Annotated in this window: 15 protein-coding genes and 2 pseudogenes; 1 reads left to right on the plus strand and 16 read right to left on the minus strand. The window is 58.5% G+C overall.

All coding sequences use genetic code 11. From position 1 onward, the window contains the following. Nucleotides 1-46 precede the first annotated feature (46 nt). From CK226_RS32600 to CK226_RS34650, 5 genes and pseudogenes are all read right to left on the minus strand, one after another. Nucleotides 47-613: a sugar O-acetyltransferase gene (locus CK226_RS32600; RefSeq protein ID WP_024505228.1), complete on the minus strand. Its 567-nt coding sequence runs from the start codon at nt 611-613 to the stop codon at nt 47-49. Nucleotides 614-1,077: 464 nt separating this feature from the next. Beyond that, a pseudogene (nifA, locus tag CK226_RS32605) lies at nt 1,078-2,121 on the minus strand (nif-specific transcriptional activator NifA); the annotation flags it as partial. Nucleotides 2,122-2,893: 772 nt separating this feature from the next. Continuing rightward, on the minus strand, nt 2,894-4,102 hold the full coding sequence (locus CK226_RS32610; protein WP_095794006.1) for a beta-ketoacyl-[acyl-carrier-protein] synthase family protein: 1,209 nt from the start codon (nt 4,100-4,102) through the stop codon (nt 2,894-2,896). Further along, on the minus strand, nt 4,103-4,384 hold the full coding sequence (locus tag CK226_RS32615) for an acyl carrier protein (RefSeq protein ID WP_029356603.1): 282 nt from the start codon (nt 4,382-4,384) through the stop codon (nt 4,103-4,105). It abuts the gene before it with no gap. A 1,218-nt stretch (nt 4,385-5,602) separates the two neighbouring features. After that, nucleotides 5,603-6,826, minus strand: a pseudogene (locus CK226_RS34650) (IS110 family transposase). Between the two features lie 701 nt (nt 6,827-7,527). Here CK226_RS34650 and CK226_RS32630 point away from each other — a divergent pair. Then, nucleotides 7,528-8,445, plus strand: a complete 918-nt coding sequence (locus CK226_RS32630) for a LysR family transcriptional regulator (protein ID WP_063170390.1) — start codon at nt 7,528-7,530, stop codon at nt 8,443-8,445. Between the two features lie 48 nt (nt 8,446-8,493). On the opposite strand, the gene CK226_RS32635 is transcribed toward CK226_RS32630, so the two are convergent. The 11 genes from CK226_RS32635 to CK226_RS32685 all read right to left on the minus strand — a co-directional run bounded on the left by CK226_RS32635 (nt 8,494) and on the right by CK226_RS32685 (nt 20,419). Then, nucleotides 8,494-9,297 carry a TIM barrel protein gene (locus CK226_RS32635; protein WP_063169395.1) on the minus strand — a complete coding sequence of 268 codons (804 nt, stop codon included), beginning with the start codon at nt 9,295-9,297 and terminating at the stop codon, nt 8,494-8,496. A 164-nt stretch (nt 9,298-9,461) separates the two neighbouring features. Beyond that, complete coding sequence (locus tag CK226_RS32640) at nt 9,462-10,523, minus strand: LacI family DNA-binding transcriptional regulator (RefSeq protein ID WP_051695606.1); 1,062 nt, start codon at nt 10,521-10,523, stop codon at nt 9,462-9,464. A 275-nt stretch (nt 10,524-10,798) separates the two neighbouring features. Continuing rightward, a complete protein-coding gene (locus CK226_RS32645) occupies nt 10,799-12,082 on the minus strand; it encodes a dicarboxylate/amino acid:cation symporter (protein WP_210326678.1) in 1,284 nt (427 codons plus the stop codon). Between the two features lie 392 nt (nt 12,083-12,474). Next, nucleotides 12,475-13,236: a sulfotransferase domain-containing protein gene (locus CK226_RS32650; protein WP_063169397.1), complete on the minus strand. Its 762-nt coding sequence runs from the start codon at nt 13,234-13,236 to the stop codon at nt 12,475-12,477. A 283-nt stretch (nt 13,237-13,519) separates the two neighbouring features. Further along, the gene (locus CK226_RS32655; protein ID WP_063169398.1) at nt 13,520-14,308 is read right to left on the minus strand and encodes an ABC transporter permease; all 789 of its coding nucleotides are present in this window, start codon (nt 14,306-14,308) and stop codon (nt 13,520-13,522) included. A gap of 3 nt (nt 14,309-14,311) precedes the next feature. Further along, nucleotides 14,312-15,226 carry a nodulation factor ABC transporter ATP-binding protein NodI gene (gene nodI, locus CK226_RS32660; RefSeq protein WP_024505873.1) on the minus strand — a complete coding sequence of 305 codons (915 nt, stop codon included), beginning with the start codon at nt 15,224-15,226 and terminating at the stop codon, nt 14,312-14,314. A 261-nt stretch (nt 15,227-15,487) separates the two neighbouring features. Continuing rightward, complete coding sequence (gene nodC / locus CK226_RS32665) at nt 15,488-16,813, minus strand: chitooligosaccharide synthase NodC (protein WP_063169399.1); 1,326 nt, start codon at nt 16,811-16,813, stop codon at nt 15,488-15,490. Between the two features lie 15 nt (nt 16,814-16,828). Continuing rightward, complete coding sequence (nodB, locus tag CK226_RS32670; RefSeq protein WP_063169400.1) at nt 16,829-17,488, minus strand: chitooligosaccharide deacetylase NodB; 660 nt, start codon at nt 17,486-17,488, stop codon at nt 16,829-16,831. Beyond that, the gene (locus CK226_RS32675; RefSeq protein ID WP_063169401.1) at nt 17,485-18,075 is read right to left on the minus strand and encodes a NodA family N-acyltransferase; all 591 of its coding nucleotides are present in this window, start codon (nt 18,073-18,075) and stop codon (nt 17,485-17,487) included. Before CK226_RS32675 ends, nodB begins: the two co-directional genes overlap by 4 nt. Before the next feature lie 853 nt (nt 18,076-18,928). Beyond that, on the minus strand, nt 18,929-20,137 hold the full coding sequence (locus CK226_RS32680; protein ID WP_063169402.1) for a beta-ketoacyl-[acyl-carrier-protein] synthase family protein: 1,209 nt from the start codon (nt 20,135-20,137) through the stop codon (nt 18,929-18,931). Then, the gene (locus CK226_RS32685; protein ID WP_029356603.1) at nt 20,138-20,419 is read right to left on the minus strand and encodes an acyl carrier protein; all 282 of its coding nucleotides are present in this window, start codon (nt 20,417-20,419) and stop codon (nt 20,138-20,140) included. Nucleotides 20,420-20,979: the final 560 nt, after the last annotated feature.

Genomic DNA, 20,979 nt, shown 5'->3' on the forward strand with positions numbered 1-20,979 from the left:
CACAGTTTCGACAGTTCGCATGCACCTCCAGGGTCAACGAGGTTGATTATGCCTGTTTATGTGGGTCGGCCACGCGAGCAGGAATTCCCACTACCTTTGCCCCGGCGGGAACATCTCGTGTGACCACGCAGCCAGCGCCTACCACTGCATTATCACCAATCGTGACGCCAGGCAGAATGATTGCTCCACCGCCGATCCAGACACGGCTGCCAATGTGAACAGGACGCCCGACCTGCAGGCCGGCCTGCCGCTGCTCGGCATCATGTGGATGATCGGCGGTATAAATCTGCACAGCAGGCCCAATTGCCGTTCCTTGCCCGATTTTGACCTCTACCACGTCAAGAATAACGCAGTTGAAGTTGATGTAGGCATTGGCTCCAATGCGGATATTGAATCCGTAGTCGCAAAAAAAGGGCGGACGGATGACCGTTCCGCGCCCAACCTCTCCCAGCCGCTCGGACAAAAGCTCATGCCAATGCCCCGTGGTCTGCCCCAGCGTATCATTGTACCGCTTGAGCCAAGCCCCGGTTGCCAACAGGTCAGCTTGGATCTCCGGATCCGCCGCATTGTAAAACTCGCCTGCGAGCATCTTTTCTTTTTGGCTACGCATCATAGTCTCCCGTCAGGTCGTGTCCCGTACAGTGATGCAGGAACGCACATCAAACTGCCTCGGCAACTTTGTAACTCGATCTTGCCGGGCGCGCGGTCGGTCACGAGCCGGGGCGACAGTTTCGTCTCGACCAACTTCCAAGAATTTGGATATCGGAGATCAACCGGTCGCAGGGGCCAATACCTGACGAAGTCGGCAACTGTCCAGCGGTCGAACTCACTTTCATGCCCATCTCAGATTGCGTGATATCGAGCGGTAAGCCATCAGCTAATGTATCGACCAGGTCCCGCCAGAGGATTACTCCTTTTTAGTTTGTCAGTCGCAGAGCCCCAGTACGACTGGTGGTAGAAAGCACACGGCCGGAATCTTGGCAGCGCTGTTCACACCCACTTCGTAAGCCTGGCCGATGGGCTCGGCGCCAGAGCACCAATGCTTGACCTGCTCCAGCTCTTGCTCGGCGGGTTGTTTCAGAGACGCTTGATCTCGATACCGCGTTTTCTCAGCACGTAGCCGATCTGGCGCGGGGTCAAACCGAGCAGGCGCGCCGCCTTTGCCTGCACCCAGCCACACTTTTCCATGGCAGCAATGACCGTATCGGCATCGGGCACCCTACCACGAGTCGTGGCAGGGCCTATCGGCGCTTGCCCGTCGCCGACGGGCGGGGCGGCACAGGCGGCGGAAGGCTCGATCGTAGTCGACTTCTCTGACGTCGGCTGTCCGTTCTTCCACAGCGCCGCGGCCAAGCACTGATCCGCGTAACAGGCAAAGTCAGTTCTGAGGATTGATGGACCCGTCGCCAGAACTGCCGTCCGTTGAACGCAGTTTTCGAGCTCTCGGATGTTACCTGGAAATTCGCAGTTCATTAGCACCTCAATCGCTTCGGGAGCGAAGGTCAGCGTGTGATCATTCTCAGTATTGAAATTCTTGAGAAACTGAGCGGCCAAGAGCGGAATATCACCTCGCCTTTCGCGCAATGCCGGCACGCGTAAAGTGACGACGTTGATGCGATAATAGAGGTCTTGCCGGAACTCCTTGCGTTGAACTGCCGTTTCCAAGTCCCTGTTCGTTGCGGCAATCACGCGAACATCAACTTTAATGGTGTGGTTGCTGCCGACGCGCTCAAACTCCTGCTCCTGCAGGACACGCAGCAGCTTAGCCTGGAACGAACCTGATATTTCGCCAATCTCGTCCAGAAACAATGTGCCTTTGTCGGCAGCCTCAAAGCGCCCCTTGCGCAAACTGCTCGCGTCGGTGAAGGCACCCTTCTCATGACCGAACAAGTCAGATTCCAGAAGCGTCTCGGTGAGCGCCGCGCAATTGACCTTGATGAAGGGCTGCTTGGCGCGAGGCGAGAGCTCGTGAATGGCTTTGGCAACCAGCTCCTTGCCGGTTCCGGATTCACCTCGCAACAGGACCGTAGTCTTCGCCTTGGCCACCTTGACAAGGTGCTCACGCAGCTTGCGCAGCGCCTGACTATCGCCAAGCATCTCCTTGCTGATCTTTTTACGTTCCATTTGGCAGCCCATCCCACTCCGCCACCCGCCGGTAGAACTGCACTGGACGGTGAGCTGTGTTGTATTTCGCCATCATCATTCTCGATCTCACCTTTGTTGCTTCGAAATTTCCGGCGCGCGGACCCCCTCGGCAAATGGCAATGGCGCCTGAGCATCGTTGTCTTTCACCAGGACGAGCGTCTTCTCCTCCGTGCGGGCGCCCGCAATATGCGCGCTTGTTTGCGCAGGCCTTTACTCGACCGGTCGCCGTTCTGTCCGGCTTCTGCCGCACCGCAGCCTGCAAACCCATCCTTGACAAGAAAGGAGGGGAGTCAATCGAGCTCTCCTTGCATTCGTGCAAGGAAAATTGTCAGTTTGATAGAATTCTATCAAAACGGCAGAAACGCCCCGCCCCCAATTTGGCTGTACCTGCGGCGTTCAGCTTACGTGACGACATGTGCGGACTTGTCCCAATTGCCGTCCGAGTTGTGCGGGAAACAGTAGCCGCTGCGCTGTTCGCTTCAACCGCGTGATGCCGCTGACAGTAGAGGCGGCGGCTCGTCGAGCGAGGCTTCATTGTTCGGCTACTAAAGCGGCTGTGCTTTGGTGGGAGTTGGTTTCGCCCAAGTTCTGGGCCTGGGGGCGTCTAGCCCGTTTCGCCGCACAGGCTCCTCCCACATCGTCGAGGCCGAGAAGGAGGGACCCCACAGCCCTCCCTGTATCACAATGCCCCGCCCCTCAAGCAGCTAGATACGACAGGTGACCTCGAATGAGGCGTCTTGCATGGCTTCTACACCTGCCTGAATGCCAGAACTGCGTTCGTACCGCCCATGGCGAAGGCGTTGCTCATGGCGACGCGCACCTTGCGCTCGCGCGGCACATTGGGTGTGATGTCGAGGTCGCAAGCGGGATCTGGCTCGCGATAGTTGGCGGTCGGCGGCACGACGTCCTCTTGGATTGCCATCACGCAGGCGATCATTTCAAGCGCGCTCGCTGCGCCGAGGCAATGCGCGTGCGTGGACTTGGTGGAAGAGATGGACATCGAATAAGCGTGGTTTCCAAACACACGCTTGATCGCCGCCGTTTCAGTCTGATCATTGCTCTTGGTACCGGTGCCGTGCGCGTTGAGATAGTCGACGTCCTCGGCATTCAGCCCGGCATCGGCAAGGCAGGCGCGCATCGCCGACGCTGGCCCCTCGACAGATGGCGCGGCAATGTGGAAGGCATCGGCGGAAAGGCCGACGCCGGCGATCTCGGCAAGAATTGTGGCACCACGCCTCGTGGCATGCTCGTAGCTTTCCAGCACGGCCATGCCCGCACCCTCGCCCAGCACCAGGCCCTTCCTATCGGCGGAGAAGGGCCGGCAGGTATCGGGTGAAAGCACGCGCATTGCTTCCCATGCTTTCAGCACGCCCCATGCGAAGGGTGCGTCGCTGCCTCCGGAAACCATTACGTCGGCCCGGCCCAGCTTGATCTGGTCCACCGCCGAGGCGATCGCATGGTTGGCCGAGGCACATGCGGAGGTCACCCCGAAGACCGGCCCGCGCAAGCCGAGGCTCAAGCTAAGATGGACGGAAGCGGCGCTGGGCATCACCTTTACTCCAGTGAAGAGTTCAGCACGGATTGCGCTACCCAAAAGCAGTGAGCGGTAAGTTTGTTCTGTTGCGTACGAACCGGTAAATCCGACGCCCACTGTCGCGCCGAAGCGATGGGCATTCCCCTCGTCGCAGGAAAGTCCGGCCTGCCGCATGGCTTCGCGCGCTGCAAGCACGGCGAGCAAGCTGAAGCGGTCCATGGAGATGAGATGCCCCCGGTTGATGTCGTGCTGGGGCAGCGCCTTGATCTCAGCGCCGGTCATGCCCTCCAGGTCATGAAGCTCGGAATTGGCGATCGGGCCGATGGCGGAGCGGCCTTCGCGCATCTCTTTCCACATAGAGGCGGCGTCGGTGCCCAGTCCGCACAGGCCGCCCACTCCGGTGATAACGACGCGCCTGTCCATTCAAGCCTCCTTCGCAAGCAAGCCGCGGACGGCTTCCACGACGTCGCCGACATTCTTGAGATTGGACCAGGCATCGGCCGTGTTCATGTCGATCTTGATGCCGTAGGCCTGCTCCACATCCCAGAGGACGTCCGCCAAACCCAGCGAATCGAACCCGAGCGCGTCCAGTTCCGTGGCGATTGTTATCTCGCCGACGAATGACGCAGGCATTCCCTCACCGCTCTCCGACTCGGCGCGTTTCTTGATCAGGGCAATGACGTCCGTTGCGAATTGATCGGCCATTCTGTTTCCTGTCTTTCTTTCCCGCGTTTCGACCTGGACGCGGCTCAGTTCCTGAGGCGCGCCGCGTCGCGAAAGCCATCACGCTTGGGCAACTGACAAAGCCCAATGCTCATAAAGCCGGATCAGGTCCGGCCGGTGTGTGGCGTAGGTGCAGTATGACGATGTGAGCCGCTACACGTGCGCGTCTCCCGGTCTGTCCATAGGCTCGGAAGAAGTCGGACAGTTTGACATGGCCGGTCAGTTGCAACTCCCTTTCCCAGCACTCCACTGCCCGGTAGAGCGCATGAAAAATCTCCTTTCGGGCGGTTTCTTAAGACGCTCGCCACGCCATGAGGCAGTGGGGGCATCGGTGTCCATCAGGTGCTTCTGCCCATGCAGGATTCCAGAACATTGATGAAATCGTTTGTTTCGATGAAAGGCATCCACACTTTGGATGGTTGACCACGCTTTTCAAAGATCGTGAACTACATCTCCTCGTTGTGCTCGACGCACTCCGGACAAGTAACCTCATGGGCGCGGCATGCAGGATTAACCGAGCCCAGCCGGTCATGAGTGCGGCCGGCGCTCGGCTGCTCGATTTATTTGCGCGATAAGCTCGCGACCATGTCCGCGGAGGTATTCAAACTTAACGCTGCGTCCGGGAGCTCTTGCCCTCCAGTTTGCGACGCTCCCCCGCCCATCCAGTGATCGTTTATTTCGTCGGATAGTTTGACCCGGCTCTACCGAATCGCCGCTTCAGGATCATTCTTTCCGATTTCGTCACGCTCGTATTTCTGCCGCGTCCTACACCGATTGGGCGCGAACAAAACTGAGCGCCTTGGAACCCGAACCCGTGCGTCGTGACCGGGAGCATCCGGGGCGAACTCATCCGCTCGGGGGCATCGCATCACCGGACGGCGACAGGCACGGTCGACCGGCATCTCGGCATCGGCTGGGAATTCGTCCATGGTCTGCATTGGCGACGACGCTTCCTGAGGCCACGTAGCCCTTATGCCAAGCTGGGCGCCCGGGTCGAGCGCGTAATGACGACAATTGCTTCGCTGCAGGTCAAACGCTTTCCGGGCCACCTGCAAAGTCTTCACCCGGCCGTACAGCGCCCAAGACCACTGATGTGATCGACAAGAGCCTTTTTGATAAATCTGCGCTATTCTCCTGTCGCGCACGGACGACCGCGTGGCGAAGAGCAGGGTCCGAGATGAGAGCCCTGCCGCGCAGCTTCTATCGTCGCGCCTCGTTTGCGGCATCCGTGCCTACCCTCTTCGGACCTCGTGGGTTCCAACCGGCGACGAGGCGTGCATAGGCGCCCTCGGCCTGCTCCACCCAGCGGCGCTCTTCTTCCCGGTGGCTCTTTATGTTGTAGGCGTGCGCTCCCTTTTGGCCGCGCACAGCCTTGCTCCCGGCCTTGAGTTCCACATCGCGCAAGCTTCTTGGCATGCAGGGAGGGTCGAGCCCACGCGTAACTCTCGCCCTTCTCAACAGATGACAGATCACGACAGAGAGTTTGCGTGCGGTTGCCACGGCCGCGACATGCTGTCCGCGCCGGGCTCGCACGCCGCAGGGAGAAGGCTCGCAACGGTCCGGGAGCACGAGCGGCCGCCCAGGCCGCCTCGACGAGCATGCCGCGCGCATGACCACGGCCCTGCTTGGTGATCCGCCCATGGTAGGCCGGACCTGGCCGGACTGCTGGACGCTTGGGTTCAACCCGAGATAGGTCACGAGCTTCTGCGGATCGTCGAAGCGCGACACGTCGCCGATCGCCGCCCTTCATCGCCAGCGCGACGGTGATGTCGACGCCGGGAATGGTCATCAGCCGCTTCACGCCTTCATCCTCGAGAGCCGAGCGGACAAGATCGCGTTCGATGACCTGGAGGTCTTCGCCCAATCGGTCGAACTCGCGCAGATGCCCATCGATCGCGAGGCGCTCGTCCTGCGGTACGACCTGCTCGATTAACCAGGTCCGACCCTTGGCGCCGCACAGGTCAGCATGCGGGCAGGACGGATCAGGTGGCTATGAAGGATCGACTGGATGACGCTCTTCAATCGAGATCTCTGTCGGACAATCTGATTGCGCCGTGTCACCTGTCGACGCAGAGCCTGCGTCGGCTCGTCCGCAATCCAGACTTCTGGCAAGAAGCCGCTGGCATAGAGCTGCGCAAGAACGTCGGCGTCGATCGTCGTTTTGATCTTGGCATAGGCAACGATAAACACCTGTTTCGGCTTGGCGATCCCCACCTTCTTCACATGCGGCGCAACCACAGCTGCAGCGGACGTCGCGTTGCCGGTGGCCTCGATCACCCCGACATCGTTCGGCGACAGCTTCGCGGCGAACGCCGCCAGCAGATCGCGCCGCATGTCGACGCGGCCGAGTCGCCTGAGCCTGCCCTCCTCCCATGCCACTGCTTCGGCGAAGGCGCGGTGAATATCCAGTCCGATGATAAGCATGCCCGTTCCTCCTTCTTGGCTCGGTCAAAGACGGGAGCTGGCGGGCAACACGACATCTACTGATCCGCGCTCGCAGCGCATCCGGGAAAGTCGCGAGGGGCGGCCATGTAACGAGCTCGGGCTCTCAGCCCACGGTCTATTGACGGCCTGCCTGCACCTTTGTGCTCCCGGTGCCCCACGTCCCGGATGGGCTCACCATAAGGGCGTTCCAAAACAAGAACAGCAGGACGAGAAGGCACCACAGATCACATACCGGATAGCGGCAAGGCCAAGCGCTTCGTTCAGATAGGCTTGCGCCAATGGGCTTAGGCCGAGCCTACAACAGCTCTCAAAAACGCTGCCGGACTGCTGCATTGGCTCGCCGATACAATTGGCACAGGCCTCACGGCAGCTTAGGATCAAACCGCCCATCAGTCGCCTCGGACTGGAAAGGTGCACCCTATTAGGTTCCACGCCTAGCTAGGTCGGGGCCGCCGAAGACGCTGGTTGATAGACCGGCGCCATCGGCCCGGCGTTTCAAACTGCCAATCTCTGACCTGCACAGTACGAACGATTGCTCGCTTCGGCAGATCACGCGGCTCATATGTCGGACCTTAACGTCATCCATCATAAACTTTTTGCGACAAAAGATTGCAAGAATGCTAAATTGTTAAAGTCGTTTGTTTCGGTTAAAGGCATCCATCCCATGGATGGCTGATGACATGCGTTTCAAAGGACTTGATCTAAATCTCCTCGTTGTGCTCGACGCACTCCTGACGGAGCGTAATCTCTCGGCGGCGGCACGCAGGATTAACCTGAGTCAGCCCGCCATGAGTGCGGCCGTCGCCCGACTGCGCGATTATTTCCGCGATGAACTGTTTACGATAAGAGGTCGCGAAAGATTTCTAACCCCGCGTGCGGCAGCATTTGCCCCCGCAGTTCGCGACGCTCTCCAGCACATCCAGTGCTCGATTATTTCTTCGGATCCGTTTGACCCAGCTCGAGCCGATCGCCTCTTCAGGATCATTCTTTCCGATTTCGTCACGCTCGTGTTTTTCGAAAAGCTTGTGGAGCGTATTTCACGGGAAGCCCCCGCCGTCAGCTTCGAACTGCTGCCTGTCGACGATAGCCCCGATGAGCTTCTCCGGCGCGGTGACGTCGATTTTCTAATTCTACCGGATATGTTCACGTCGAGTGTGCATTCAAGCGTTGCGCTGTTTGACGAGAAGCTCGTGTGCGTAGGCTGTCCCACAAACAAGCAGCTGCCACAGCAGCTTACATTCGAGAGATACATGTCGATGAGGCACGTCGCGGTCAGGTTCGGGCGTACGATGAAGCCGTCTATCGAGGAATGGTTTTTGCTTGAGCATGGCCTTAAGAGACGTGTCGAGGTCGCCGTGCAGGGCTTCAGCATGATTCCACCTATGGTGTCCGGCACAGCTCGTATAGCGACCATGCCCTTACGGCTGGTCAGGCATTTCGAAAAAACGTTCCCCCTGCGGGTTATCGAACTTCCGCTGCCATTTCCCACATTCACCGAGACCCTCCAATGGCCGGCCCTCCACAATAGCGATCCGGCAAGCATCTGGATGCGGGAGATAATGATACAGGAGGCATCTCGGATGGCTGCCCCGCTGTGAACCCACGGAAAATTCAGGCGCACCTATAGTCACTACTCCTGTCACCATCTACTTTGACGACAATAGCCCTCGCCGGATAAAGTCGATGCTGGCGGCAAGTGCGCCTGCGAGATCGTCCAGAGAATGGACTTCCTCGACCAGCTCGAATGAGAAAGGTCCCGCGTAGCCGCCATCCAGCAGCGCCTGAATCTGGCTGCCATTGTCGGAACCTGCAAGAAAGCGATCGGGGTAAATCCAGAAGGTCGGGTCGTTTACGCTTGAAATGTGCACCAGGCCGGTAAGCTCGCAGAACAGGCATGTCTCCCCGGCCAGGGTGTGGTGGAACGTGTCGTGCACGAGGCGAAAGACGGACTGGCCATCAACCGCGGCAACGGCCTCGGCCGCTTCCTTCTTTGATCGAAGCGAGCAGGTTCGGAAACCCAGCGGCTCGATGAGACCGATCAGACCCCGCGACTGGAGGATTGGCTTGATCTCGTTTAGAGCGAAACGAAGATTGTCCTGGCGCTCGCTATTGGTGGGCCACGAGCTGCGGTTGGCCGGCACCAACACGAGCGTCTCCGCCCCGCACGCCGTCGCATAATCGGCGAGGTTGCTTGCCTCGGCCTGACGCGTTGGAGTCCAGTCGTTGAACCGCTGCAAGGCGTTGACAGAGATGATCGTGACGCCCGCTTCGGTAGCGGCCAACCGAACGTCCGCAGCCGGAATGCCGCGTGCGACAGGATTGCTGAAATGAGGGTAACGGATTTGGACGTCGGTCAGGCCTTGGTCACGGGCAAGCGCGAAAAGCGCACTGACGTCAAGGCGGGGCGCCGCCATGTGATCGAGTGCAAAGCGGGGCGATACCTGGCGCATTGCTTGACTTTCCTTCCATGAAGCGCGGCTGCCATTTCGGCATCCGGCTTCTTTCAAGACGGAACCACGCCGGTTCACAGATCGGACAGAGACGGCCGAGTCAATCGAGCTTTCCTTTCATCGGTGAAAGGAAAATGGGCGCTCATGATAGAAATCCATCAAGGTCAAATATTTTCCGGAAGATAAATGTCGAACGGCAGAAATGTCTGCCCCGGGCTCTCCGCGACGCCGGCTTTGATGGCCCGCTCCATTGCCATTATCAGCTCCTGGCAAAGTCGGCGCATTGGCGTGCCGACCGCCATCGTCAAGATGTCATCCGCAAGCGCCCCACGTGACTGCGGCGTCATTTCACTCACGATCGCGACGAGATCCTGACCGCTCCCCTCTTCTCGGAGCGCGGAAATTGCCCCCTCTATCCCCCCGCCGGCCATATAGAAGCCGACGAGCTCTGGTTCCCGCTGCATAAGATCCAGCAATTTTTCGTAAGTGAGCTGCCGTTCATCAAGGTTCACGAGCGCATCAAGCACCTCGAATTTTGGCGCGTTCTCACGAAAATACGCACGAAAGGCCGTTTCCCGCGTCGCATGCGCCTGGAAGCGATGGCTTCCGACAAACACCGCCACCTTGCCGGGCCGTTTTGCGGCCTTGGAAAACACCCAAGCGGCAGTCCGTCCGACCTTGCTGTTGTTGAGGCCGATGTAGCCCTCGCGCACGCCATCGGCGAAGTCGGATAGCAGCGAAAATACCGGGATACCTTTCGCCTTGAGCTCCTCGACTGATGCTGTGATTTTCGGGTGATCGGCCGCCACCATGGCGATCGCCTGGCAGCGGCTCCCAAGGTCCTTAAGAAGCGGGAGCAGGTCACGCGGCAAATGTGACTGCGCGAACTCGATGATCGGAAGGCCGTGGAAGGATTTAGCCATACTGACCGACTCTTCGATCTTGCGAGCGAAATCTTGGTAGAAATCGTGGGTAGGTTTTCTCAAGATGAAGCCCAGCTTGTAGTGCGGCAGGTGCTGCTGCAAGCGCTGTTTGATGAGACCGGCAGCATGATAGCCGATCGCGTGCGCGGCCGCATGGACCCGCTGGGCGGTCTCCTCTCGCACCGGAAGGCGGACGTTCAGAACCCGATCGACTGTTGCTACGCTGACTCCGGCTTCGCGGGCGAGATCGGCTATTGTGACGCGCTTTCCCCTAGCGATTCTGATCGGCCGGTCCTCCATCATCCGGTGCGCTCCCGCGACGGCTTGGGGCGGCAAGCTGAAATAGTTCCCCCACCCCGCGGATAGCGCATTCGACGAACAGCGCTCCATGCGCACCCAGATGAGTCTCCGTGAACCGTTCGTTTGCTTAGGGGCTTCATGGTGTTGTATTACTCACTGCGTTAGTACTCTATTTCCAGCGCTCTTTGGAGGCTGGCAATTCGACTGTTGTGTCAAGGCCGCTACTTACACGTCGCGCTGTTGCGATCTTGCTTGCGGGGAGCCAGTTTGATGTAACCCTAACCGCGGAAAGCGGTTTCCATCCGTGACTGGTCCAATTCGCCTTCCCAGCGAGCGACAACGAGCGATGCCACCGCATTACCGACTAAATTCGTCAGCGCGCGGCATTCCGACATGAAGCGGTCCACGCCAAGAATTAGAGCCATTCCGGCAACGGGAACACTCGGCACGACAGAGAGAGTAGCGGCCAATGTGATGAAGCCGGCGCCGGTGACGCCTGCCGCACCCTTCGAGGAAAGCATCGCAATTAGCAGCAGGAGGATCTGATCGGCAATTGACAAATCTGTGTTCGTCGCCTGGGCGATGAAGAGGGCGGCGATCGTCATGTAGATATTGGTACCGTCCAGATTGAATGAGTATCCAGTAGGGATGACGAGACTTACGACCGAACGGGCGGCGCCGGCCTTCTCCATCTTCTCCATTAGCGAGGGCAGCGCGGCCTCCGAGGAGGACGTTGCCAGGACAAGCAGCAGCTCGTCCTTGATGTAGCGGACGAGAGAAAAGATCGAGAAGCCGTTGTAGCGGCAGACCGCGCCGAGAACCCCGAACACGAAGAGGAAGGCGGTAAGATAGAACGTCGCGACCAGTATCGCGAGGTTGGCCACCGAACCGATTCCGTATTTGCCGATCGTAAAGGCCATTGCGCCGAAGGCGCCGATGGGTGCAGCCTTCATCAGAATGCCGACGAGCTTAAAAATGGGGGCGGTAAGCGCCTGGAGAAAGGTAACGACCGGCCTGCTCGTCTCTCCGGTCATCGCCAAAGCAATGCCGAACAGGACCGAGAAGAACAGGACTTGCAGGATGTCGCCTTCCGCGAAGGCACTGGCAATCGTTGACGGGATGATGTTCATCAGGAAGCTGGTCACGGACTGCTCGTGAGCCGTGGCCACATAGCCCTTAACGGCTTGGACATCGAGCGAGGCCGGATCGATGTTGAGGCCGGCGCCAGGTTGAACGATATTCGCGACAATCAGTCCGACAACGAGTGCAAGTGTCGAGAAGGTGAGGAAATAAACCATCGCCTTGGCGGCAACTCGGCCGACCTTCTGCAGATCGCTCATGCCGGCAATGCCGGTCGCAATTGTCAGGAAGATGACAGGTGCGATAATCATCTTGACGACTTTGATGAAGGCATCGCCGAGCGGCTTCAGGCTCTGGCCGGTTTCCGGATAGAGGTAGCCAATTGCGGCTCCCAGGACTATGGCGGCAAGCACCTGCACGTAGGTCCGGGCAAAATGGGGCTTGCGGGGCGCTGCGATCGCGCGGGGGACTCTTGGAACCAACACCGTTTCTCTCTCCCTGACCGGATCGGGGTGGGGGCTCCTCCTTCTCCCATGCTGCGCTCCGGTCGAGCGCTGCTGTCATCTCGGAGCAAGCGCCGTGCCAACTGGAGGCCTGTCCCGTCCAGCGAGATTGGTGCGGGTTGCGCACTGGAACCCTCCACCTTTGCCGGAATTTGCACTCAAGGCTCGCCAAAGATCGCGTCTGAAGAAGTGCTTCGCCAGAGAGGGAATTGACCAGGTCGCCTTGCGGCCGTGTCTTTGATGTCTGCCGCAGATCGACTGCCGGCCGATATCTCTGTCGTCTTGGTGACTTTGGTTTGTCAGTTTTGCGACGGAATGCGCGCAAACTGCAGGATATCCTACACGCCCATCAGAGCACGCGGTACAAGCGATTAAGCGTAGGAGCGCATTGAATCTCCGAGGTCAAAAAATCTTGAATAAGGTCCCCGTGCGAAGTGAATCCGCAACTCGTCAAAGTTCTCCACCGTTTGATCCAGCGGTCGCGTTTCCTGGCGCTGCAGGATGGCGTTATCTGATGGCTCAAGCGCTGGAACGCCCAGGAAATCCCAAACCGCTCCCAGGCATTGGGCAGGTTCGTGAAGTAGGCTCTCGTATTCCATTACAAGCAGGTTGGTCGACGTGAAGGAGTCCATAACGCGAGCGTGAAAATCGTCGGCGGCTTTGAAATAAGCCTCACAGTCGGCGATTGACAACCTGACGCTCGGTGGCCGAGCGGTATCGTTGTCCCAGCTGAACTTCAGCCAGTGACCGCTTTCCCTGGCCTGCACAAAGGATCGGAGCGATTCCAATACGTTTCGGCGAACAACAAGGATGACCTTGAGTGCTGGCCAACGAGCCAGTTCCGCAAAGAATGCGGGACGCTCGCGAAACTGAGGTTCATTGATCTTGCATCCAAGATGCGTCACATTCTTGTAGTCGCGCATAGGGCAGCGCACATAGGCAAGCTCAAGAAGCTCGCGATCCGTGCCTAGCAGGCGATCAGTGCTGGGCCAATTGGGATCATATTCGTTTAGCAACTCACCGTTACTCAAAACGGTCGGATGCTCGTTTAGCAATTCTTCTAAATAGTGTGTTCCGGTCCTTGGCATAGCAAGGATCACAAAAGGCTCAAGAGTTGCTTCGTTGTGGGTCATTGCATGTGTATCCAACTAAATAATGGCCGCGACGGTCTGTGGACGCGCACAAGAAGCTTGGCTGCTATCGATTGAACGCTCCGGGTGGGTCCGCGCCTCACCATCCAGCCTGTTCTTCGAGGTGTGGTCGCGAAGCTGGGCGGGTGCCTGCAGCGGCTGGGTGGCGCCCGGCTTCGGCGTTGTACCACTCGCGATTCCTAGCATACGCATGCCTCCGGGCCGCTGTGGGCAGTTTGCATCCGGCATTGCGGACCTCCTTCTGGTTAATGGGTGTAAGCAAGCGTCAACGCATTAGTCGTCGATGAAACAGTCCAGCCGACAGAAAAAAAGGCAATACAGCGAACATGCAAAGTGCGCCTATATGCAGCCCTACATTGTCGCCCAGGCGGCCGAGCATCACCGGACGGATTAGCTCGATAGAATTCGCCAGGGGCGAGAAGGCCGCAATCTGCTGAAACACTCCTGGCAATTGGCCGACTGGAAAAACCGCGCCCGAAAGGAACAGCATGGGTGTGATGACAAGCGTCTGATAGAAAATAAAATAGTGATAACTGGGCGCGAGCGCGATGACGAGCATGGCCAGGCTCGCAAAGGCGAATCCGGTGAGAGCGACGACCGGTAGCACGTAGAGAACCGACGTCCACGCGGCATAACCTAGCGCGGCCGCAACAATCGCAATTGTCGTACCGGCCAGAAAAGCCTTTGTGGCTGCCCAGGTCAATTCACCGAGAACGATGTCGCCGAGGGTAAGTTGTGTGTGCAGGATTGCTTCCCAAGTGCCCTGATCGCGCATTCGACCGAAAACCGCGTAAATTGTTTCGAAGGTTGATGCTGTCATCGCGCTCGTCGCAACCATGCCGGCTGCCAGAAAGGCGATGTAGGATGCACCTTCGATGCGGCCTACCAACAGTCCAAGGCCAGTGCCGAGCCCGAAAAGGTAAATCATCGGATCAGCAAGGGTGCCGAGCATTGAAGCAAATGCCACCTTCTTCCATGCCAGATGATTGCGGCGCCACACCGCCATCCAGTTCCAGGCGTTGGCGGGTAGAGCGGCCGCAAAACGTTCACCCATTGCTCACTTCTCCATCTCACGTCCGGTTAACCGCAAGAAAACGTCCTCCAGACTGGGTGGACGCTCTAGAATACGCAGACCCGCTCGACCGCGAAGCTGGATGCGCACATCCTCCGGCTCAGGCGCATAGCAAAAGAGCGTCTCGCCGCTTACCTCGACACGCTGAACGTACGGTCTGATCAGCGAAATCAGCTCCTGTGGATTACCGCCGAAGATCTCGATCACGTTGCACCCAATGTACTCGTCGATCAGCGCATGAGGACTGCCCTCGGCGATCTTGCGTCCCCGCTCGAGAACACACAGCCGATCACAAAGCCGCTCAGCCTCTTCCATGAAATGGGTGGTCAAAATGATCGTTTTTCCGCTCGCCAGCAGGAAACGAAGTCGCTCCCAGATCAGATGGCGGGCATGCGGGTCGAGGCCGGTCGTGGGCTCATCCATCACAAGCAACTGGGGGTCGTTGATCAGAGCACGTGCCAGCGTCAGGCGCCGCTTCATCCCGCCGGATAGCAGGCCGACACGTGAATCCGCCTTGCTCTCAAGGCGAGCGAACTCGAGCAGCCGTGGGATGACGGCGTTGATCTCTCTTGTACTCATGCCGAAGTAGCGCCCGAACACCAACAGGTTCTCACGTACCGTAAATTCCAGGTCGAGATTGTCGAACTGCGGGACCACGCCTATGCCCTTGCGGGCCAAGCGGCTGCGTGCCGGCACTGGTAGACCGAGGACTGTTATATCACCCGCGTCAGGCCGGGTCATACCGAGGAGCATACGCGCAATCGTGCTCTTGCCTGCGCCGTTAGGCCCCAGCAGACCGAAGCACTCTCCCGATGCAACGGTGAAGGACAGCCCGTCCACAACGAGCTTGTTTCCGAATAATTTGGTTACGCCGGTAAGGTCGATTGCTACATTGGACATGCGTCTATCTCAAGCGGAATGAGTCCGATTGGCCACCGGCAGCTTACTTGCGAATTCTGGTTCAGAGCAGGCCACCGCCTTGAGATGACACCTTTGGAAAGTCGCGGCCGGAGCGACGTGTGTATCGCTTCCGCCAAAGAATAACGTCAAGATGCCACGTGTCGCTTCCACATAGTCCCCGTTCTGACCATAGGTAACTCGACAAGCTTCACCCCGTGTCGACTGACACAACTTACTCGGTCACTCGGCGCTGCAAGGCCGTCAGACTTCACTAGCTGTGAGCGAAAGATCTGCAGTATGAAGTGACTCCGCAATTCCAGAATTGCCCGCAGCATTTGCTCCGCCAAGCGGCATCGCGCTTGTGATTTCCTTTGTGCTGCTGTTGGGCAGGGGAACACTTTTACGCGACAGCCAATCGCTATTGCTCAATGTACACAGGGCGTAAGCCTTCAAGGGGATCAACAGGAATATCCTGATTAACGCGTGCATTGAATAGCCGATGAATCGAAGCTGCCGAGTGCGGAAAGATAACACCGTAGATCTGATTATGGTCATCGTGACAATAGCCAGCACCGTCCACCAATTTACTGTATGTGAAAATAGTAACTCACCGAGCGCCGTTACTACCGCGATGCCGAGCAACAATGGGCCGAGATTCTCTCCCATCACATCCAAAGTTAGATAGCGATCCAGGCCACGCAGTAGACCTCGCGCAAGCATCGTGTCCCGGAAAGTGCTTCGTGCCCAGCGGAGTTGTTGGCGCAAATAAGGTCCCATCTTGTCCGGAACGACTGTCGCCGCGACGGCACCTGGAACGTACTCGGTTCGAAAGCCTGCTTTCAGCATGAGGATCGTAAGATGACGGTCTTCACCGAAGTCGCTTGGTTTCCCCCTGAACAGCTGCGTCTCGTATTGATCCAGCAGAGAAAGGAGACAAGACCGGCGGTACATTGCACATGGGCCGCAGCAGCACATGACCGCACCAAAGCGACCTTGCGCCGCGCGCTCCTCATTGCAAGCCAGCCAGTATTCCATATCGATCAATCGGGTCAACCAAGTGTCGCTGCGGTTGTATGCCGTCAGCTGGCCCATGGCCGCTCCGACCATGGAATCCCGCATTTTTACTGCAAGCTTCGTGATGACGTCGGACGCAAGTGTCGTGTCAGAGTCGACGCTGAGCACGAAATCTCCAGATGAGCGGCGGATGGCGGCGATCTGCGCCTTGCGTTTGCCAACATTTTCGCGGAGCAGAATGAAATTGAATCTCGGGTCGCCCTCGTAGGCGTGATGTACCGGGATGACGGCATTACGATTTCCAGAACCGTCGTCAACCAGATAGACCTGAAATGTTCCGGAGTAATCTTGATTTGCAATGGAAGCTAAACACGCCGCGAGTGTGCGCGGGTCCTCATTGTAGCAGGGGATAATGACATCCACGCTCGGCCAACGGTCGGATCCGAACAAGCTTTCCGACGGCGGCGTAACATTTTCCGGTTGGGAGTAGACCGCTTGCATGCCTCTGTAAACAGTCGAGAGCACCGCATAAGACGAAACGGCAACAGTACTGGCTGTGGTGAGAAGGTCCATAGGATCTCTGTTTGTTCAGGGATGTTGAGGAAGTGATCGGATTACAAATCCGCGGCCGTGCAATTCTGGAATTAGGCGTGACAACGCTGTCACCGTCTGGTCGCGCAGACTGGCTTGATTGCCTGGTTGCAATTCGTCGGGAGCGCACCCGTCGTGCAACAGCACGATTGCGCCCGGCCGGATATCGGCGAGCACTCTGTCGACGATGGCGTCAACGCCGGGGCGAGACCAGTCGCGTGGATCAATGGACCAATGGACGGGCGCCAATGCCTCACCCGCTAATGCAGCGATTACTTCTTCGGTCCAGATGCCATAGGGTGCACGAAAGTACCGAACCATGGCCTGCGGGCAAGCCATCCCTATGACTCTGTTTGCCTCAACTATCTGGCAGTCGACTTCGACGGACCCGCATTTAGCTAGGTCCGGATGAGTCATCGTGTGGTTGGCTATACCGTGGCCGTCTGTAATAATTCGGCGAACGAGTTCCGGCTCGTCGGCCGCGTAGGCCCCAACAACGAAGAAGGTCGCCGGCACCTGATGTTGCGCCAGCACATTGAGTATCTGCGGTGTGAAAAATGAATTGGGACCGTCGTCAAACGTCAGATAGACGCTGCGCTCTGCAATGCGATCGGCATTGTCACTCTGCCCTTCGCATATGTAGTCCAGAGGCTTCATAGTTCCGGACCGTTCCGGTCGATCAGGGTACCAGACGGCCACTCGTCCATCGAGCGTCCGATCGGCGAAACCAACACGAGTACGTCTTCCAGGCGCGTGGGCGGCAGGTCGGGATGCACATCTGGACGGGTCGACCGTACGCGAACGCCCGACACAATGTTCGCGAGGCCGGCTCTGCAGAATCTTTCGACATGGTTTCGCAGCGCGTGCCGAACCGTGCCGAAAGCGAATGGAACACCCAACTGATGGAGCACTGGGTACGCCACGCGCATCGAAAAACCGATTCCGAGCCCTTCAAGATCCGGACGAACCGCGTACAGGCCCAATTCAGCGACGATCAAGTCGACCTCGCCAACTTTGATGAAGCGCCGCAGCATGCCGATGTGAGCCGCTACCCCATGCGCGTCGTAGCCGATTGCGCGGAATTCCGGCCTCGCGCCGGCCCAACTGCGGCCGCCTTCGAATGGCTCCGCGTTGAAGGCGCCAGTCCGTCCATAGGTCTTTCGAAAAAAGTCGGAGAGTTCGACATGGTCGGCCAGTTGCAGCTCATTTTCCCAGCACAACTTCCACTCGACATTCGGACGCATGGAAGACCTCACCTTGTAGCTGTCTGGTTGAGATAAATGTCCAAGCATTGATTAAATAATTGGCGTCGCGCCAACGGGGCGTAACTTGTGGGGACCGCCGAAAGACCAAGCCGCAATGCAGATGCGACTGACTTTGTACGCCCCGCACACCAGATGATGCTCCTCAGATCCAACGCAACCATCGGAACTACCTATCTTTCCAACTTGAAGCGCTTCTATGGGACCTGCAGCAAAAACGGTAAAATCCTTTGTTTAGATGAAAGGTATCCACGCTTTGGATAACTGGGCGAATGCGTTCCATATGGCTGGTCAATTATCGTCGTCACGCTCGAGGCACTTCTGACGAAGCGCAAAGCTCACGCCCGCGGCACGCGCGGCCGTTGCCGGGCCGCGCGATTATCTCCGTAAGAGCCGAGTGGAGCTCAGACACGACGATTGATCAGAATCTGATTCGCGGGTTCAGTATCTCTTTCGTGTATCCAGCTCTGGGCTGTCCTTTGGCGGGAGTTAGGTTCGCCCAGGTTCTGAGCCTGGGGCGTTGGCCCGTTCGCCGCGCAGGCTCCTTCGCACATCGTCGAGGCCGAGAAAGAGGGGCCACACAGCTCCCCCTGTACTTTCCACCACCCGACACCAGCGCTCACCCAGGGCGCCGGCCTTGCTCACCTCAACGGATAGCGCACTCGCGCCGCTTCACGATTAAAAGAATTCTACAAGCAAGATGCCTGTTTGATCGAGAGACGTCCGCTGCCAATTCCCGCATCGCAGAGGCAGCCAATAGCGCTCGCTTTACATAGTGGTCCGGCAAGCAGCTAGATACGACAGGTGACCTCAAATGAGGCGTCTTGCATGGCTTCTACACCTGCCTGAATGCCAGAACTGCGTTCGTACCGCCCATGGCGAAGGCGTTGCTCATGGCGACGCGCACCTTGCGCTCCCGCGGCACATTGGGTGTGATGTCGAGGTCGCAAGCGGGATCTGGCTCGCGATAGTTGGCGGTCGGCGGCACGACGTCCTCTTGGATTGCCATCACGCAGGCGATCATTTCAAGCGCGCTCGCTGCGCCGAGGCAATGCGCGTGCGTGGACTTGGTGGAAGAGATGGACATCGAATAAGCGTGGTTTCCAAACACACGCTTGATCGCCGCCGTTTCAGTCTGATCATTGCTCTTGGTACCGGTGCCGTGCGCGTTGAGGTAGTCGACGTCCTCGGCATTCAGCCCGGCATCGGCAAGGCAGGCGCGCATCGCCGACGCTGGCCCCTCGACAGATGGCGCGGCAATGTGGAAGGCATCGGCGGAAAGGCCGACGCCGGCGATCTCGGCAAGAATTGTGGCACCACGCCTCGTGGCATGCTCGTAGCTTTCCAGCACGGCCATGCCCGCACCCTCGCCCAGCACCAGGCCCTTCCTATCGGCGGAGAAGGGCCGGCAGGTATCGGGTGAAAGCACGCGCATTGCTTCCCATGCTTTCAGCACGCCCCATGCGAAGGGTGCGTCGCTGCCCCCGGAAACCATTACGTCGGCCCGGCCCAGCTTGATCTGGTCCACCGCCGAGGCGATCGCATGGTTGGCCGAGGCACATGCGGAGGTCACCCCGAAGACCGGCCCGCGCAAGCCGAGGCTCAAGCTAAGATGGACGGAAGCGGCGCTGGGCATCACCTTTACTCCAGTGAAGAGTTCAGCACGGATTGCGCTACCCAAAAGCAGTGAGCGGTAAGTTTGTTCTGTTGCGTACGAACCGGTAAATCCGACGCCCACTGTCGCGCCGAAGCGATGGGCATTCCCCTCGTCGCAGGAAAGTCCGGCCTGCCGCATGGCTTCGCGCGCTGCAAGCACGGCGAGCAAGCTGAAGCGGTCCATGGAGATGAGATGCCCCCGGTTGATGTCGTGCTGGGGCAGCGCCTTGATCTCAGCGCCGGTCATGCCCTCCAGGTCATGAAGCTCGGAATTGGCGATCGGGCCGATGGCGGAGCGGCCTTCGCGCATCTCTTTCCACATAGAGGCGGCCTCGGTGCCCAGTCCGCACAGGCCGCCCACTCCGGTGATAACGACGCGCCTGTCCATTCAAGCCTCCTTCGCAAGCAAGCCGCGGACGGCTTCCACGACGTCGCCGACATTCTTGAGATTGGACCAGGCATCGGCCGTGTTCATGTCGATCTTGATGCCGTAGGCCTGCTCCACATCCCAGAGGACGTCCGCCAAACCCAGCGAATCGAACCCGAGCGCGTCCAGTTCCGTGGCGATTGTTATCTCGCCGACGAATGACGCAGGCATTCCCTCACCGCTCTCCGACTCGGCGCGTTTCTTGATCAGGGCAATGACGTCCGTTGCGAATTGATCGGCCATTCTGTTTCCTGTCTTTCTTTCCCGCGTTTCGACCTGGACGCGGCTCAGTTCCTGAGGCGCGCCGCGTCGCGAAAGCCATCACGCTTGGGCAACTGACAAAACCCAATGCTCATAAAGCCGGATCAGGTCCGGCCGGTGTGTGGCGTAGGTGCAGTATGACGATGTGAGCCGCTACACGTGCGCGTCTCCCGGTCTGTCCATAGGCTCGGAAGAAGTCGGACAGTTTGACATGGCCGGTCAGTTGCAACTCCCTTTCCCAGCACTCCACTGCCCGGTAGAGCGCATGAAAAATCTCCTTTCGGGCGGTTTCTTAAGACGCTCGCCACGCCATGAGGCAGTGGGGGCATCGGTGTCCATCAGGTGCTTCTGCCCATGCAGGATTCCAGAACATTGATGAAATCGTTTGTTTCGATGAAAGGCATCCACACTTTGGATGGTTGACCACGCTTTTCAAAGATCGTGAACTACATCTCCTCGTTGTGCTCGACGCACTCCGGACAAGTAACCTCATGGGCGCGGCATGCAGGATTAACCGAGCCCAGCCGGTCATGAGTGCGGCC

This window comes from Mesorhizobium sp. WSM4311 (assembly GCF_002295115.1).
Classification (GTDB): Bacteria; Pseudomonadota; Alphaproteobacteria; order Rhizobiales; family Rhizobiaceae; genus Mesorhizobium.

Excerpts from the sequence above, each read along its gene's own strand:
- CK226_RS32615 (WP_029356603.1), bottom strand. The coding sequence starts at position 4,384 with ATGGCCGATCAATTCGCAACGGACGTCATTGCCCTGATCAAGAAACGC.
- nodI (WP_024505873.1), bottom strand. The coding sequence starts at position 15,226 with ATGTCCAATGTAGCAATCGACCTTACCGGCGTAACCAAATTATTCGGA.
- CK226_RS32675 (WP_063169401.1), bottom strand. The coding sequence starts at position 18,075 with ATGCGTCCGAATGTCGAGTGGAAGTTGTGCTGGGAAAATGAGCTGCAA.
- nodC (WP_063169399.1), bottom strand. The coding sequence starts at position 16,813 with ATGGACCTTCTCACCACAGCCAGTACTGTTGCCGTTTCGTCTTATGCG.
- CK226_RS32650 (WP_063169397.1), bottom strand. The coding sequence starts at position 13,236 with ATGACCCACAACGAAGCAACTCTTGAGCCTTTTGTGATCCTTGCTATG.
- CK226_RS32610 (WP_095794006.1), bottom strand. The coding sequence starts at position 4,102 with ATGGACAGGCGCGTCGTTATCACCGGAGTGGGCGGCCTGTGCGGACTG.
- CK226_RS32655 (WP_063169398.1), bottom strand. The coding sequence starts at position 14,308 with ATGGGTGAACGTTTTGCGGCCGCTCTACCCGCCAACGCCTGGAACTGG.
- CK226_RS32685 (WP_029356603.1), bottom strand. The coding sequence starts at position 20,419 with ATGGCCGATCAATTCGCAACGGACGTCATTGCCCTGATCAAGAAACGC.
- CK226_RS32635 (WP_063169395.1), bottom strand. The coding sequence starts at position 9,297 with ATGCGCCAGGTATCGCCCCGCTTTGCACTCGATCACATGGCGGCGCCC.
- CK226_RS32680 (WP_063169402.1), bottom strand. The coding sequence starts at position 20,137 with ATGGACAGGCGCGTCGTTATCACCGGAGTGGGCGGCCTGTGCGGACTG.
- CK226_RS32600 (WP_024505228.1), bottom strand. The coding sequence starts at position 613 with ATGATGCGTAGCCAAAAAGAAAAGATGCTCGCAGGCGAGTTTTACAAT.
- CK226_RS32640 (WP_051695606.1), bottom strand. The coding sequence starts at position 10,523 with ATGATGGAGGACCGGCCGATCAGAATCGCTAGGGGAAAGCGCGTCACA.
- nodB (WP_063169400.1), bottom strand. The coding sequence starts at position 17,488 with ATGAAGCCTCTGGACTACATATGCGAAGGGCAGAGTGACAATGCCGAT.
- CK226_RS32630 (WP_063170390.1), top strand. The coding sequence starts at position 7,528 with ATGCGTTTCAAAGGACTTGATCTAAATCTCCTCGTTGTGCTCGACGCA.